The organism is Bacillus cereus group sp. BceL220, assembly GCF_051776965.1.
Lineage (GTDB): Bacteria > Bacillota > Bacilli > Bacillales > Bacillaceae_G > Bacillus_A > Bacillus_A cereus.
In genome coordinates, this window is the sequence record NZ_JBPWBC010000012.1 from 110,116 (window position 1) to 126,355 (window position 16,240).

The following is a 16,240-nucleotide window of genomic DNA, read 5'->3' on the forward strand; positions in this document are numbered from 1 at the left end:
TATCACGCCCCCATTTCCCCTGTTTCTTTTACGTCTTCCAATAATACTTGGAACGCATCATAACGGTCCTGATATCTATCCATATTTCCAAACCTTGCTCGTAACCTTTCAAAAAAAACAGGTGTTGGGGTCATCCGACTGGTTTGCGCTGTGCGTTCAATGAATACCATTTTATCCTTTTCCAGCTCCCTTACCGCACCATCTATTAAACCAAACTTAGATTCCTTAATATAACTTACACGTCCATTTTCTAATTTGTGATAGCGAAGCAACTTCCATTTTTCATGCATTTCACTCACCGCGAGGGACCAGTCTTTTGAAAATGTTCCTTCCGATTCGGCATCAAGTTCGTACCAATGATTTAATGTTTTAGTCACTAGCTCTTCAATCTCTCCATAAGAAAGACCTTCATTTTCCCACTTAATTTTAGAATCAATATCGTTATCCGCTTCCGAACAAATAACCATCCATATTACTCCCATAATAAATAAATTAATTCGATTATCATAAGTTTTAACAGTTCGCTTTAATTCAGAGATTGGATTAGTATGGAAGGAATTATGTGGCTGCACAAGAATATGCATGTGTTTATCTTGTCTTACAACTTTTAATCCAAAGCTATCTGCAAGTCTTCTTACACAATTTCGAACTTCTTGAGATTCAATATATGGATGAACCAATGCATGATCATTCGGTAGATATTTCCTCTGCCATAAACAAGCTACCAATTCAAAAGCTGCCTTTTCAATTTGTGCGATATTCATCTTCCTTCGCCTCCTTCAAGGTTAAGATGTAAGTAGATACATCAATTTTATTTCGTAATACCACTGCATCATTACTTGGGCTATTAAAAATTTGTCTACCCGTTAATACGGATAGCTCTGGATATTTCTCCATCAACTTAGAGAGCAACAAAGCTTTATCATCACTGTCTATTTGTTGGATATTTTCTTTACTTATAATAAAAGGTTCATCCATTGAGGCAAAAGCTAACCAGAAATCAAAAGCATCACGATTTTCCACCCACTTTGCCAATGTAAATTCATCTATTTGTTGTAAATATTTCAAGGAAACACTTCCTGCCCTTAGTAATTCCTCAAATATAGGCTTCCATAATAATAGAATGGATTCCCAATCAAGAGAAATAGGCTCTAAATAAACTTTTCTCTTGGTTCCCGTTCCTCCAAAAGTAGAGCTTTTTATATCCATATGCTCCTCAATTCCCCATTCCATTGGTAAGATGGAAGGTTTCTGAGGAGAAAACAGTGATTCCACCAAAGTTAACATTTCATCAGCATGAACAAAACCAACTACTTTTGCCCTATCTTCCCAAATCGTTTTTCTAAATGAGGTAGTATTTGTTAACCATATATTTCGAAAATGAGAATTTCTTATCTGTAATTCTAATCGGACGTTTTCAATAACTAACCTTGCTAACTTATCATGATTATTTTTAGTTTTAGTCAGTCGTTTTGTTAATTGCATATAAGTATTTTGGTGCTCTGGAGAAACAGCAATTCTGCGTAAAATCCCATCTAGTTTCCGGTATTTTTGGCTCTCTTCCTCAAATTGCGATTCCACTTCCTTCAACTGCTTTCCCCATCTATTTTTATGATCGTATATTGTTGATTTTGGATTTCTTATTAGCTCATCTTTATGAATTTTTTCCTCTTTGGATAGTGTCATAACTCTATGGTTCAACGAATCTAACATCCTTAAGGCCGACTTCAACTCTCCTTTTTCAATTAGCAGCTCAATCAATATCTGTTGTATCGAAATCGGGAGGTGCTTTTGAACTTCATTTGTATTTAAAAAAAGAGCTTGAGCTTCTTCAGACAGCTTATAAACCGGTACCCCTTCCTCGAAATTTGTCGCATCCCTATCAACTTCAAGGTATTGAAAACGAAATGTCTCCCATTCCATTATTTGCTCATTAAAAAATTGTTCTTGGAAAGCAAAAGTATGCTTTGAACTCCCCTCATTAACCATAAGAGCATCAACTATCTTCTCTGCTTCATCCAAATCACACTCTATCTTCATTAATTCTGTCATCTTATAAACCGTCTGTACTAAATCATCTCGTGTTCGCCTAAGATCATCTAATAATTCTTGATAGAAAATTACTGCAATGAGGGTAAATGACACATGACGAGCAAAATAATTTAACCTACCAAAATTAGCTCCCGTACCAAGAATCCAAACAGGAATTAGGGTCTTAAAACGTGCTCCTAAATCATCAAATGACAAATTTAGAGCCTTTCCCATCATTCACTCCCCCTCTTAAAAAGAGTATCAAAATTTATACATTCTTGAGCAATACGTCTCCGTTCGTCCCATAATTTATTAATCACTTCAAAAACTTCTTTATAGTTTTTAAACTCGTCTTGAAGTAGAAATAAATTTTTATTGTTTACTTTTTGTTCTGTCAATATATTAGTTGCAAATTCATTTGAAAATGAACTTAAAAAAGAATAAAAAGGATAGGCCAGCAAAATGTTGAGATCCCTATATTTACTCTTAGCGTCAAAGTAGATATTGAACCCCTCATAATCAATATCACCTGTGTAACGTATTGTTAGCTGGGTAGGATCACTAATAATATCATTCAAATATTCTAGTGTCTTACTTATTCGATATCCTTCTCCCCAAATTAAATAATGTGGGATAGGTCCAAACTTCCATGGAAGTTGTTGTATTAATACCTCTTTAAGGGTTTGAAAAGTGGATAAACCTTCCACAATTAGAACTTCATGTAAATTATTTTCTGGAACTGCTTCGTTCTTCCAATAATGAAATGGCTCATGTACAACTTTATACAAAAGGTCTGCTGGTTTTAATTGAAGCCGATTCATTAAACGACTACCCGCCGAAGAAGCTAAATATTTTTCCGCTTCAATATCATCATGAAATTTTTCACTCCTAAATAACATCAATGAGCGCTCCTCTCTTTTTATTTCTTTATGTGAATCTTTGCTTTTTATAAATTCATAGAGTATTAATATATTCTTCCACTCATCTTCAGTCTGATATTTTTTTTTTCGTAAATAGAAACTTAAATCTAAATAGTTCATTACCTTTGCCATCGCTGCTTTATCCCATGTATTTTCAACATACTTAGGTACAATCCAATATGCTTCATGAAGACTAGGCTTTTTCCCATTTAATCGGGGGTTTGCCAAATCTTTCAACGTGCCTTCACCCTTTAGCTGAATAATACTTTCGTAGAATTTTTTATAACCTCCTAGTTCATTATATTTTCGAGCACAACCAACCGTCATGATAACATCATTTTCAAAACGTTCAGTTCGTAGTAGTTTTTTTGATTTTCCCTGCTTTTCTCTAAAACACGTAATATAACTATTAATAATTTTTTTTATATCTGACATAATAATCATTCCTCTTTTTTATAGCTTCTCCACAATAGTAGATTTCTAATCTCAAACATTAGATAAATTTAAAAGTTTCTTTTTTATGCATACGTAAAATAAAAGAACCTATATCAAAAAAATTGATAATATAGGTTCTTGGTCGCTTACTATTAATTTTTATGTTGTATTGCTAAGTTAGTAAAAAACCTTTTAATTTTATTAAATCTTATAATTACTTCAAAGATTAAAAGGTTTGATGTTCATAACAATAAATATTGCCTTTAAATTCTTCTATAATTGTACCAATAAATAATACTTTAATTGTATATTTGTTTTTTAGATTATACAATTAAAGTGAAGTTACATAATTTAAAATCCTTTAAACCTTTTTCTAAGTATTTCAAAGCCATATTATTTAAGCAAGATTTAGCAGTGAAGTTTTCCACTTTGAATCTAAGGGATTAGTATCTAAAAATAGGAGGCATATTCATGGAAGGATTAACTATTAAAACTATCCCTTTCACAAAAGAAGAAATTGATAAAATTAAAACAGATTATAAGGATTTTAATGACTACCCCATCATTTATATCCTACATAAGGAGAAGGAAGCTTATATTGGTGAAACAGTAAATGTTTTTAATAGATTACACACGCATAGACTAAATAGGCATAATACTTCTAATGCTAAAAACAGACATGATTTTAAGCATGTAACACTTATTAAACATGAAAGATTTAATCAATCCGCTACGTATAACTTGGAAACAAAGTTAATCAATTATTTCTTAGGTGATGAACGTTACACGTTAAGAAATGTTAGTCAAACAGTATCTTCAGTTGTGCATAACTACTTTCAAAAAAACTTTTATAATGACGAAGTTTTTCAAGCAATCTGGAAAACTTTAAAAGATACTGAACAGATTGTTAATAAGGATCTATTTTTAATTGAGAATAATGATATTTTTAAACTATCTCCGTTTAAACAACTCACATCTGAACAGTTTGAATTATACCAAGATGTTGTATATGAATTAGAAGAGCACTTTTTTAAAATGAATACCCAAAACAAAACCGAACATAAAGTAATTTTCATTGAAGGTAGTGCTGGGGTTGGTAAAAGTGTCGTTTTAAGTTCTCTTTATTATAAAACGTTAGAAATGTCTGAAGACAAAAACTCACATTTATATGATACTTCCAATTATATTTTAATTAACCATAATGAAGCCTTAAAAACGTTTCATAGCATAGCTTCTAACGTGAAAATTATGCAGAAGAATAAAATATTAAAACCTACTTCTTTTATTAATCAAATGTCATTAGAAAAAGAGAGCACACAAGCTGACATTGTATTTGTTGATGAAGCCCATCTACTACTTTCAAGTTCAGATTCTTATAATTCATATCATGGTCATAATCATCTAGAAGATATTATTAAAAGAGCTAAGGTAACTATTATTATATTTGATTCTAAGCAAGTAACCCGCAATAAGGCATATTGGGATACTAAAACCTTAAACGCCGTCCTATCAAAATATAAGCCTAAAAAGTATAAGCTTTCTACTCAAATGCGAATGCATGCTGGCGATGAATTAGTTTCATGGTTAGATAATTTAGTTCAAAAGAAAATTACGCCTATGCCAAATGTCCCTAACACTTATGATTTTGACATCTTTGAACATGCTTCTGATATGCATAAAAAAATACAACAACAAAATACTAAATGGGGACTTTCTAGAGTTGTTTCCACATTTGATTTTGAACATAAAAAAGATGGTGGAATGTATCATGTTACAACTGGCGGCTTAGATCTACCATGGAACCTTACCGATTCTTCTACAACATGGGCACAACGAGAGAAAACTTCTCCACATGGAAGTTCAATTGATGAGGTAGGTTCAATTTATACAGTACAAGGATTTGACTTAAACTATGTGGGTGTAATATTGGGACCATCTATCTCTTATGATGAAAAAAATAATAAACTAGTAATATTAAGTGATAGTTATAAAGACACCGAAGCATTTAAAGGATTAGGAAATCACCCCAATGCTGCAAAAATAAAAGAAGAAATCATTTTAAATGCGCTTAATATCTTGTTAAAACGAGGCATAAACGGTCTTTATTTATATGCACATGACGAAATGTTAAAATCTAAATTAATGGAAATAAAAAAAGCTACTCTATCATATAAGTAACTAAAAAAAAGTTAATGATTAATCCTTAATTGTAACTCGACACTTTATTATGATATTCAAATAGCTGTTGTTGTATATATACTCTACTATTAATACTCTAGAGAAAAGAGTGCAGATTTAAATCTTGTAGTCTTTTCTCTTCTTATTACATGGTGTTATATCCCTTTTAGGAAAGCTTATTTCTAAAGAATTATACAATAAAAACTCGTACTATTCCTATTCCTAAAAATCTATTAGACATATTATAAGTTAATGTAAGTATAATCTAAACCCGTTTATAATAAAAAATGTCTAAAAATCTATAGGTAACTCTTTCACGACAAAATTATCTTAAAACAGAAATGGAGAATATAATGCAAATACTATATCTATGGGTAAAAAAATATCAAAATCTAAGTAACCTTTCCTTAAACTTCGGTGGGGAATTTTTATTTAATATTACCAAAAACAATTTAATTATAGAAAGAAATCCAAACTATATAAAAGATTTTTTCAATGTCAATAACGATTTAAATAATCATGTCAGAATAAAAAATGTTACTGGTATTGTTGGTGAAAACGGCACTGGAAAATCCACACTTTTAAAATTAATTCCAGAAATCATAACCGAATTACCAATAAAAGCGGTTGATTTTTTTATTGTTTACGAAACGGATAAAGGTCTTTTTTATGATTATCGTTTAGAAAGTGAGTTACATTATGATTCAAAAAAAATTAATAAACTAAAATCTATTACAACTTATAATCAAGTTTTTAACAAAGGAAATATCAATTCCACTAGATGGGATAAAGCATTTTTTTCTAATGTTTATGATTTAACAGCACACCCTAACGCTCTTAATTTCAATTTTGATGTTTTCAACCTATCTACAAACAGTCTATATATAAATAAAAATTTCTTTACAAATGAAATTTACAACCAAATTTTATTTGTAAAAAAAGTTGAAAATGATTTTGGGATTAATGCTATGATAAATATTCCAAAAAAAATTAAATTAAATATTACTACTCCCAAACAAATTGTGAAACATTATGGGCAACTACATCAAAAATTAAAAAATAACATTATAGAAGAAATTATACCTAATTTAGTAAGCAAAGAAATAAAAGATAATCCCTTTTTAGCTAATATTTCCGAGTCTATTTATACTTATTTTTATTTTTATATTAGTAACAGAATACATGAAAAATATTATCTTCCATACCTATCATTAAATAATACTTTTCTAAAAACGATTGAACAGAATTCTTTTGATAGTTTTGAAGAATTTTTTAATAGTTTCTTAATAGAATTAGAAACTACCTTCAAAAATGACTTTTACAAAAATCAGGCAAACATAGAATTTGTTAACAATAATACAAATGTTGTCATTCAATCATCAAAAAATAAATATATTACCATAAAAGAACTTATAAAGTTATTACCTTCATTAAGTATAGAATATGGAATGAATCTTTCAAGTGATAATCCATATATACTAGATTTTTTATCTTTATATCAAAGATGCGATTTTAAAATTCCTATTTTTGAATTTTATTGGTCTGAATTAAGTAGTGGTGAATATGCTTTTTTAACTTTATTTAGTAGATTTAATACTATTACACATGAAGTTTCAGATAACTTACTAATTCTAATAGATGAAGGTGATTTATATTTTCACCCTCAATGGCAAAAAGATTGGTTATTTACTTTCATCAACATAATTTCATTCTTATTCCAAAAAACAAATATTCAAATAATACTAACTACCCACTCACCATTTATATTATCAGACTTACCAAGTGGTAATGTCATTCTCCTCAAAAAAGATGAAAATAAAAAAATACGTACAGTAAAGAATTTAGAGGGTAATCAACTTACTTTTGCAGCTAATATACATGATTTATTGACTAATTCCTACTTTATGCATGACGGATTGGTTGGTAAATTTGCCCAAAATAAAATTAATACATTAGTAGATGAAATATTAGACTCTTCACCTGAGAAAGTGAAAAGCAATAGTTCACGTATAAGAAAACAAATTGACATCATTGGAGAACCGATTGTAAAAAGAAAACTCATAGAGATTTTTGAAGATAAAATAAAGTTAGATGTATTAAGTATCAATGAAAAAATAGAAAGATTGCAACAACAAATTGATGAATTAAGGACGTTAAAAGATGATAAAAATTGACTTAAATGAGTTCATTCTTCAAAAGCATTTGGCTTATTGTAAAGGAACCGAAATAGGAGTAAGCAAAAGTAGAATTTCATTGTATTCAAAGTTAAATGAGACAATTGAGCATTGTAATGATACAGATTTAAAAGAAATACTTATATTTCTATTACAAAACTTCGAAACACTTGTTATCGGTGATCCATTACAGCTAGAAAAGCTCAAAGAAAAAGTTACTACGAAAATAACCTCTACTGTTGTTAAAGAAAGACTTACAAAATTACAAACTAAAAGAAAAAAGGAAATTAATAAAGCTTTAGAAAATATTTTTGTAAAGGAATATGATCGTTTTACCGACCGAAATGTTAAAAATCCAGATTTATGGTGGGCATATACATTTGTTCAAACTGTTAATATTTCAGTTTGTCCATATTGTAATAGTCAGTTTATTTTTACACATTTGAACGATAATGGTAGGACAAGACCTGTATTGGATCATTTCTTTTGTAAGGCCGAATATCCTTTTTTAGCAATATCGATCTATAATTTAATTCCTTGTTGTAAAGTGTGTAATTCAGACCTTAAAGGCTCAACTAAAGTTGACTTGAAAAATTATATAAATCCTTATATACATCAGTTTGAAGGAAATGTTTCATTTAAGCGTGAATTTGTAAATAAACCAAAAACTAAAATAGAGAAGAATGATTATTTTAGTGCCATTATTGGTGAATCTGATGATTTCAAAATAACATTAGATTTTACTGCTCTTTCAGAAGGGGAAATTAAACAATATGAAAATCAAGCTGAATTATTCCAATTAGAAGAAATTTATAAATTTCATAAAGATTATATTAAAAATCTTATCGTTAAATCTAGAATTTACAGTGACATATATACTAAACAGTTAAAAAGTTCTTATAGTAAGTTATTTCAGAGCAATGAGGATTTACGTCAAATACTCATTCCTAGAGAAGACCAAATGAACAACATTATTTTATCTAAATTGACTAGGGACATTATTAGTAAAGAAATTAATAATAACATTGAGAACAAAAGATAAATTATAAAAACACTGGATGTATTTTGGAATCCCTTAATCTTGTACATACAATTAAGGAAAACAACGCAAGTAAGAATACTTTTAGCTGGACATGAATATGTTTTTAAATTTGAAACATTTACCTTGCATACAAGTAACACAATATAGATTTAATTATTACTAGATCATTGGAGTCAAAATCCTTTCATTAAAGCATTATTATATATAAAAGCTTTTGTTGAACATGCTCCTTGTTGTTTTAACACTGCGTTTCTAAAAATATTTCAAAAAAAGAATGCAGATCTAAACCCTGCATTCTTTTTCCTTTATTAACTGTCTCTTTAACACACTAAGACTTTCTTGAATATTGGTTAAATCAACTAAGAAAACTTTTACTTTTAATTCGAGTACCTCGTCTTTATATGATTTAAAATTAATATCAGTAGCCTTCATCCCCTCATTTACCGGGTATAATAGCCATATTTCTGATACCTCATATTTCTTTGAGTAAGCATACATTTGATACATATCAGCTTGTGATATACTATAATTTCTACTTGGATTATCAATTAACACTTTCCACTTCGTGTCTAATATCACCCTACTACCATCTTCACGCTTAATAACAATATCCGGTCGTAATGCAAACTTTTTAGGACTATTAAACAGATAGTGCCCCTTATCCTGAATTGATACTTCCCACATCAAATCACTTAATACTTGTTTTAGGTTTCTAGCAACATATGCTTCAAAAACTTTTTCCATCGGAAATAATAATGCTCTAGCATTTGTCTCTCCAGAAAAGATCGTAAAGCTCTGTGTCATCAAGAAAATTTTAGACCACTGCATTTTCCTTCAAATAAAAAATTACAGTTAATATGTTTCGTTTCTATTATTTCTTAATTAATTCTAATATTAACTAAAAACTAATGATTTTTATGATTTACGAATAAAATATTCTCTCATAGGACACTTATCAAAATTACTAGTTATCTGTTAAGAAATATAGAATACATCAATTAATTTTAACCTTGTCCAACAATTACTGTGATTGTATGATCTAATACGCCATTTCTATAAACATACACTTTTGCTGTTGTAGAAAAATAAGTTGTTAATTGTCCAGTAGAAGAAACTTTTATCAGATCATTACTAGTACGATAAGTCATTCCTGGCTCATGATAAGTAAGTTGATATCCACTAAAAAATGTTGGTAAAGTAACTGTATAATCCCTAATGTTGAGAGTTTGTGTTAATTTTTTCTGGTCTTCCCTATTAAAATCAGTGGAAGCCTGTGAATCTGTGGTTCCGATACCTAAAATACTTAGAAAAGCAACCGACGTTACAAGAGCATAACGAAGTTTCATAATATTAACTCCTCCCTTTATAAATGATTTAAATAACAATAGTGATTTATTACCCTACTAGCAAGATAACATGAAATATATGTAAATAAAACCATTTGAATGGGAATTTTCTGTGAACATATATTTTATCAACAATTGTACAAAAAATTGATTATTGACTATCCGATAAAAAAATTACCTACAATTTCTTAAAATATATTAATTTTATTTAATAACGCGCTCCTTCATCAGAATAAAAAAGTTTATCTTCTTTTATTAATTATTTGAAAATCTCATTAGATATATTATATTGATCCAGAAAATCACTTTCTTGTACTTAACTTTCCCTATTCACCTTGTTGAATAGGGAGATTAATCTCTTTTAAAAATCTCGATCTTTTAGAAGGTTTCCCATTAATTGTTGCTGGGAATGTAATATATAGATTCTTCTTTGGACGAGTTACAGCAAATGGTGATAGGTAACCCTTTGAATTAATCTCCAAGTTTTCCCCCACCCCGCACCGTACGTGCGACTTTCATCGCATACGGCGCTCCATCTTCTTATATATTCTTTACAACTGTTATATAAAAAGACTTGAGACCTTCCCTCCACCACTTATTATCATGGTTTCATTGGTACTACATCTCTACTGCCATCTCTACTCACAACCCTTTTTACCAGATTATTACTAGGCGTTAGAGACTTCAAACGTTCCGATATTGCTAGGTAAATAACTATACTTAGGTTCTACCTTTACCCCGAATTCACGTTATTTAAACTAAAGCAACCCATTAGCTTTATCCATCAAAATCTGTACGATAATTTCTTTGGAGTGAATTTTTTTATTTTATACATTTCTATATAAAGCTTTTCGAGGTGTACATTCAGTAGTTCGTCATCAACTATGTTGAATACTAACCATATATAGCTCCCTGCCCGCATTACTTTCGCAGTAATGTTTAACCTTTCCTCAGCTTTATCTGTTAGGGCTACTCAATGCGTCTTCACCCAGCTTCATACAAAACCGTTACCAGTTATGCATGTGGGAGTATTAGCAGCCATCTTATCATAGGATTTTTTTAAGGTTTCCTACTGTGGTCTCGCAATATCAGTTATCATTATAAAAATTTATAATGTGGTTTATCCCTCGTTAAACGATTTCAAACCAACGTTTCGCACCGTACATTAAGCGTCTTTCTTCTTCTATAGTAGTCGGGGGCTCAGCCTTTTCTATAGATTCTTGAATTATTTCTGGAGTAACTTTTGTTGCTTTGTTACTTGGTAATCCTTCATCATATAACCCTATTAAAAATACATTTTTAAATGATAATCCTTTACTCTTATGTATAGTTAATAGGTAAATTGCATTAAATGTACCTTTATGGTATTCATCTAACTTTTTCTTCATCTCTTCTTTTTTTTGGTTTAACTCTTGATACCTTTTGACCATACCTTCCCATGATTGAAACTGTTCTGTTTCTTTTTCTATCCATTTTATTTCATCTTTTGTTAACTGGTTTCTAATGAGTGGAAATCCCAAAAAATTTTTAATAATAATTTCCATAGATACTGACTTCTTATTTTTTAATCTTACTAACCCCTCAAAGTAATCAATAATCTCTTTTTTTCTATCCAAAGATTTATTTCCACAAATAAAATCAGCAATTTTTTGTGGATTTATATATGATGAACTATCTCCAATAAAGTTAACAACTTCTTGTTTTTTCTTGTAGAATGCATATGAAGTTTCTGAAATTATTTGGTTCCACCGAGTTAATTTATCACTATCTTCATTAGATATTAAAAAAGCTTTCCAATATCTATATGCCCTTTTAAATGCATTCAAGCTAAAAATACCCATTAAGTCTTCATTAGTTTCTATTACAAAAGGGATATTATTAACCTCCAGTTTATGGAGTAATGTTTTAATTTGGGAAGTAGAACGATATAAGATTACACTTTCTCTATAATCTGGGACAGCTTTATTTCCTGATAAACCAATATACTGAGATTGATCTATAATCCATTCAGCTTCTTCCTCTGGAGTAGGTAAACTTCGAATATAGCAATCACCCTCATTTTTATGAAAAGGTTTCATTGATTTTTTTATCCTATTGTTCTCATTAAATGCAATTACCCGATTCCCAGCTTGAACTATTTTTGAAGTAGAACGATAATTTGTCATAAGTTTAAGAGTTTGGGTTTCATACATTTGGTCGAAATCTTTTATGTATTTTGGCTCTGCGCCTCTAAAATAATAGATACTCTGGTCATCATCACCAACAATGATTAATTTAGCACCGTCCTTTAAATCCGGTGGGCAAATAAGTTTAATGATATCCATTTGAAGAGGATTAGTATCTTGAAACTCATCAATGAATATATACTGAAATCTTTTTTGTACATATTCACGCGCTTGGATATCATCTTTTAAAACATGAAGCAAATTTGACATGTAATCGTCAAAAACGACAATTCTATTACTTTTTCGTTTATCATAAAATTCCCGCATCATCTTTTGAAATCTTTGACTTAATGTTTCATCACTTGTTGGTTCAAGTATATTAAAGTGCTTTTCTATATATTTCGTCATCATCTCTATAGAGAACCCCATATTCGTCCAATAACTTATTTTTTCAAATAAATTTTTCTCTCCAGCATTTTCATCTAATTTTTTTAGTTTATAATCTTTAATTAAGTCTTCTAATTCCGCCTTATACTTCTTCTCATCTGGATTATCTCCAATAATGCCCATATGTTCTACATATGGAAATTGCTTTTTCAACTCATTATACAAGCGTATAAAAAAGCTATGAAAGGTGCCAACTGCTACTTTAGATTTTTCCTCTCCTAAGAAAAAATTCACCCTTTCTTTCATCTCTTCAGATGCCTTTTTCGTGAATGTAATCATGGCTATTTTTTCTTCAGGGACATTCTTCATCATTATTAAATAGGCAGTTTTCGCACAAATTGTCTGTGTTTTTCCACTACCAGCACCCGCAATAATTCTAAGGTTCTTCTCCATATCATATCTAATAGCCTCAATTTGCTCATTATTAAAATCATTATTATCATTTTTAGGCCTTAAAAAATCAAAAAAACCTTTATCTTCATCATACTCAGAAAGAACATGTTGCTCTTTCCCTTCATCATACTCTAGTTCTCCATAAATACCTTGATAAAGATTCATAACTTTTTCAGCATGCTCTGATTCTTTTATTTTGGTATTAATAGAATCTTTAGCGTGTTCAAGCTCTGCTATCCTTCTATCTAATGTTTTATCTAATAATTTTTTCTCTTCTTTTAACATTTCATTACTTGCACATAAATTTTTTAATGAATTATTTTTTTCCTTAAGCTCTCTTTCTAAAATTTTTATTTTTTCTTGGAATTGTTCTATTTCTTTTACTAACTTTTTTTTACCGAAAATATCATCTAAGAAACCCATTATTCCCTCTCCTTTCCTTTTAAATACAATATCTTTTTATAAAATAATTCGCTATAATATCCTATTTATCATACACTAACCAGGAAAATATATCCTTATTAGAAGACCAATTCTTTATTATTATAAAGAAAAGATCAATCTTTAAAATCAATGTCCAAAATAATTGGTAATAAAGCTTAAACTATTCCTGATTTACTAACGCTTGATTTATACTGAATCAGATTCATTACTCCTCTATTAAACTTACAAAAGCTATAAATATTTGTATGCTTTCATTAATTTTTATTTTGAAATCTAATGTTTTATTTGTTTGACTTGTTTCTAAAATATCTAAGACATCATGTTTGAATATCAGTTTTAGGTTTTTAATTATAAATAAAGAATTAATTTTATAAATTCAAATTCTGCATTTAATTATTAAGCATGTAACATACCAAGATAATATCTTCTATTCTTGAATTTCTTCCTGTTCTTTATTTTAGGCTTTATTGTTTTTATACATTTTGTGTTCACTCTTTAGAAGTTTTTCACTTCAAAAGAACAATTCTACAAAAACTTCATTTAGTCATTTCATTGTAATTTTATTGAGTCAAAATTATTAAGAATTTTGTGTCTATAACTGTCTACAACAAGAAACTCTATTTCGCTTCACCCACATAAAAATATGACACTATATCGGAAAAGTTTATTATTTTCTTGAATCGAAGAGACTACATTATAAAGAAACAGTGTTATTATGTCTTGCTTTTTACATTCATTTTTCATTTAATACCAAATGAAATTAATAACATAAAATTTAAAATATTGATAATTACCGAACACCGCTACCGGTTAAATATAATAATTGTTATAATATATTATATTGATAAAAAGTTAAAGGAGTGAAAAAGTGGTATGTTTAGCGAATTATCTATTGAAACCATAAGTAAGTTTTCCCCAGTCATCGTGGCAATTCTAGGTGCAATTACAGCTGCTTTCATATACATTATTAATCAATTTATTAATGTAATAACCACAAGCCCGCTTGATAATTATTTTAAAGATAAATCTAATCAATTTAAACTAAAATTTTGGTTTTATACCATCGGTATACTTATGGGAACCATTGTGTATTTTATTTATGGCATTCTTCTTTATCCAGCTTTACATGAATATCGTAATTCTAGCTTATTCATTTTAAATGCCCTAATATGTTTCTCTTTATTTATATATTTTTCTATCACACTCATACCAATAAAATTATTTAAAAGAATTATTAAAACCAAATGGCATTTCAATTTATTTATTTTTCATGTATTAACTAGTATATTATTTTTCTCCTCAGCTTCATGGGAATATATTGTAAATGAAAAGTATTTAGATTTCTTATGGAATATGCCACTTGTTGCTTTTCTATTCAGCTTATTTTATTTCTTTACACTTCACAAAATTACTATAGCTAAAGCTACCAAATATGAATATGATATTTGTCCCATTACTGAGGAAACATTTAGAGAGATAGATAACTTAAAATACGACTATCAGATGGATGAGAATAGATTAGTCTTCTACAATGAATTAGAATCAAGCGAAAAAATATTTTACGTATATGATTCTTCTTCGAAACTTTATATGGAGTGTAAAAAATTAGTTAAAACAGAGATAACGTCTGAACCCAAAAAAGTCCCTAAGAATCGCAGGACTAAAATCACAATTAATATAGAAAAAAACTCTATATGACTAAAGAAAGCCGCAATTTTAGAATCGCGGCTTTCTTATTTCTAATTGTCTATCATAATAAAAGAAATATTTACACTACTATCCGCATATATTCCTACCATATTTTATATCATCACAAACCATTATTTAAAATTCCAATTTCTTATTTTTCTTCACCTATAATACAGTCCACAGTAGAATGGGTATTGTATCAATTTTTAATTTTATCAAACTTCCACTTCAATAATTCCTTCGAAGGCCACTCTTTTTGCTGTATTGGCAATCTAATTTTTTCTCTGTTTATACTAGAGTCTTCATAATTAAAAAGAATAGTTCCATCTTCACAGATTTTCAAGTCTCCACGGTCAAATGCTATTTCATGATTCGTACATAAACAAATGCCATTTTCAATGACTTCCTCTCCTCCTTTTGCAGCATCTTTAATATGAGCTGCACGTAAAAAAATAGGATTAGATTGGCCACAAACCGCACATTGATTCTCATACGCAGCTAATACTTTTTTACGAAAAGCTTTCTGATTCCCCCTATAAACTTTCTTATATTTCGTTTCGATCCATTCTTTTCCATTGTAAGGCATTTTTTTACGAATTTCAGATTCTGTAGGAAATTTAATGTCACCATTTTGATCACATACAGCTATTGGAATCGTTGAAAAACGATCCCTTGACATATCTAATAAAGCAAAACCAATTTCTGGTCCCAAATACACTCGAGTTCTAACTTCATCAACAACATTATGTATCATTAGATACTCAATAGGGAAATTATATCCATCAGGGCAAGAAGCTAAGATGGATGGCTCAATATATTGGTTTCTTTTTTCTCTTTTCGCTGCATTATTGAACTCTATTAAGAGCCTTTTGGGTAAAAATTTTATACCTCGTTTCATATTTCTTCTCCTTATTAACTTACAGTTTAGATTGGCACAACATACTATTGAAAATGATTCTAGCCAAGTTATTTTTCG

General features: G+C 29.3%; 12 protein-coding genes. 4 read left to right on the top strand and 8 right to left on the bottom strand.

The window, feature by feature from the left end; translation table 11 throughout:
* Positions 1 to 2: 2 nt before the first annotated feature.
* Genes ACS2FK_RS24185 through ACS2FK_RS24195 form a run of 3 tightly spaced genes read right to left on the bottom strand, consistent with a single transcriptional unit; the run spans position 3 to position 3,386 of the window.
* Complete coding sequence (locus ACS2FK_RS24185; RefSeq protein ID WP_230387373.1) at positions 3 to 764, bottom strand: DUF6063 family protein; 762 nt, start codon at positions 762 to 764, stop codon at positions 3 to 5.
* Complete coding sequence (locus tag ACS2FK_RS24190) at positions 745 to 2,268, bottom strand: hypothetical protein (protein WP_161517732.1); 1,524 nt, start codon at positions 2,266 to 2,268, stop codon at positions 745 to 747. The genes ACS2FK_RS24185 and ACS2FK_RS24190 overlap by 20 nt, the downstream gene beginning before the upstream one ends.
* Positions 2,265 to 3,386, bottom strand: a complete 1,122-nt coding sequence (locus ACS2FK_RS24195) for a Wadjet anti-phage system protein JetD domain-containing protein (protein WP_230387374.1) — start codon at positions 3,384 to 3,386, stop codon at positions 2,265 to 2,267. Before ACS2FK_RS24195 ends, ACS2FK_RS24190 begins: the two co-directional genes overlap by 4 nt.
* A gap of 471 nt (positions 3,387 to 3,857) precedes the next feature.
* On the opposite strand from ACS2FK_RS24195, the gene ACS2FK_RS24200 reads away from it, so the two are divergent.
* From ACS2FK_RS24200 to ACS2FK_RS24210, 3 genes are all read left to right on the top strand, one after another.
* Positions 3,858 to 5,564: a DUF2075 domain-containing protein gene (locus ACS2FK_RS24200; protein ID WP_063549799.1), complete on the top strand. Its 1,707-nt coding sequence runs from the start codon at positions 3,858 to 3,860 to the stop codon at positions 5,562 to 5,564.
* A gap of 353 nt (positions 5,565 to 5,917) precedes the next feature.
* Positions 5,918 to 7,738 (top strand): AAA family ATPase, encoded by a 1,821-nt coding sequence (locus ACS2FK_RS24205; protein WP_230387375.1) that lies wholly within the window; start codon positions 5,918 to 5,920, stop codon positions 7,736 to 7,738.
* The gene (locus ACS2FK_RS24210; RefSeq protein WP_063549795.1) at positions 7,725 to 8,780 is read left to right on the top strand and encodes a hypothetical protein; all 1,056 of its coding nucleotides are present in this window, start codon (positions 7,725 to 7,727) and stop codon (positions 8,778 to 8,780) included. Before ACS2FK_RS24205 ends, ACS2FK_RS24210 begins: the two co-directional genes overlap by 14 nt.
* Positions 8,781 to 9,062: 282 nt before the next feature.
* Here the strand turns inward: ACS2FK_RS24210 and ACS2FK_RS24215 are convergent, their stop codons facing one another.
* The 4 genes from ACS2FK_RS24215 to ACS2FK_RS24230 form a co-directional block, all read right to left on the bottom strand.
* Positions 9,063 to 9,608 carry an McrC family protein gene (locus ACS2FK_RS24215; protein WP_230387376.1) on the bottom strand — a complete coding sequence of 182 codons (546 nt, stop codon included), beginning with the start codon at positions 9,606 to 9,608 and terminating at the stop codon, positions 9,063 to 9,065.
* A gap of 176 nt (positions 9,609 to 9,784) precedes the next feature.
* Positions 9,785 to 10,126: a hypothetical protein gene (locus tag ACS2FK_RS24220; RefSeq protein ID WP_063549793.1), complete on the bottom strand. Its 342-nt coding sequence runs from the start codon at positions 10,124 to 10,126 to the stop codon at positions 9,785 to 9,787.
* A 326-nt stretch (positions 10,127 to 10,452) separates the two neighbouring features.
* Positions 10,453 to 10,608, bottom strand: a complete 156-nt coding sequence (locus tag ACS2FK_RS24225; protein ID WP_153580446.1) for a hypothetical protein — start codon at positions 10,606 to 10,608, stop codon at positions 10,453 to 10,455.
* A gap of 648 nt (positions 10,609 to 11,256) precedes the next feature.
* The gene (locus tag ACS2FK_RS24230; protein ID WP_230387377.1) at positions 11,257 to 13,554 is read right to left on the bottom strand and encodes an ATP-dependent helicase; all 2,298 of its coding nucleotides are present in this window, start codon (positions 13,552 to 13,554) and stop codon (positions 11,257 to 11,259) included.
* Between the two features lie 894 nt (positions 13,555 to 14,448).
* On the opposite strand from ACS2FK_RS24230, the gene ACS2FK_RS24235 reads away from it, so the two are divergent.
* The gene (locus ACS2FK_RS24235; RefSeq protein WP_063549791.1) at positions 14,449 to 15,273 is read left to right on the top strand and encodes a hypothetical protein; all 825 of its coding nucleotides are present in this window, start codon (positions 14,449 to 14,451) and stop codon (positions 15,271 to 15,273) included.
* Positions 15,274 to 15,463: 190 nt separating this feature from the next.
* Here ACS2FK_RS24235 and ACS2FK_RS24240 read toward each other — a convergent pair whose 3' ends face one another.
* The gene (locus ACS2FK_RS24240; RefSeq protein WP_063549789.1) at positions 15,464 to 16,162 is read right to left on the bottom strand and encodes an HNH endonuclease; all 699 of its coding nucleotides are present in this window, start codon (positions 16,160 to 16,162) and stop codon (positions 15,464 to 15,466) included.
* Positions 16,163 to 16,240 lie beyond the last annotated feature (78 nt).

Bases quoted from the DNA above. Each gene is read 5' to 3' on its own strand.
- ACS2FK_RS24185 (WP_230387373.1), bottom strand. From the start codon at position 764: ATGAATATCGCACAAATTGAAAAGGCAGCTTTTGAATTGGTAGCTTGT.
- ACS2FK_RS24190 (WP_161517732.1), bottom strand. From the start codon at position 2,268: ATGATGGGAAAGGCTCTAAATTTGTCATTTGATGATTTAGGAGCACGT.
- ACS2FK_RS24195 (WP_230387374.1), bottom strand. From the start codon at position 3,386: ATGTCAGATATAAAAAAAATTATTAATAGTTATATTACGTGTTTTAGA.
- ACS2FK_RS24200 (WP_063549799.1), top strand. From the start codon at position 3,858: ATGGAAGGATTAACTATTAAAACTATCCCTTTCACAAAAGAAGAAATT.
- ACS2FK_RS24205 (WP_230387375.1), top strand. From the start codon at position 5,918: ATGCAAATACTATATCTATGGGTAAAAAAATATCAAAATCTAAGTAAC.
- ACS2FK_RS24210 (WP_063549795.1), top strand. From the start codon at position 7,725: ATGATAAAAATTGACTTAAATGAGTTCATTCTTCAAAAGCATTTGGCT.
- ACS2FK_RS24215 (WP_230387376.1), bottom strand. From the start codon at position 9,608: ATGCAGTGGTCTAAAATTTTCTTGATGACACAGAGCTTTACGATCTTT.
- ACS2FK_RS24220 (WP_063549793.1), bottom strand. From the start codon at position 10,126: ATGAAACTTCGTTATGCTCTTGTAACGTCGGTTGCTTTTCTAAGTATT.
- ACS2FK_RS24230 (WP_230387377.1), bottom strand. From the start codon at position 13,554: ATGGGTTTCTTAGATGATATTTTCGGTAAAAAAAAGTTAGTAAAAGAA.
- ACS2FK_RS24235 (WP_063549791.1), top strand. From the start codon at position 14,449: ATGTTTAGCGAATTATCTATTGAAACCATAAGTAAGTTTTCCCCAGTC.
- ACS2FK_RS24240 (WP_063549789.1), bottom strand. From the start codon at position 16,162: ATGAAACGAGGTATAAAATTTTTACCCAAAAGGCTCTTAATAGAGTTC.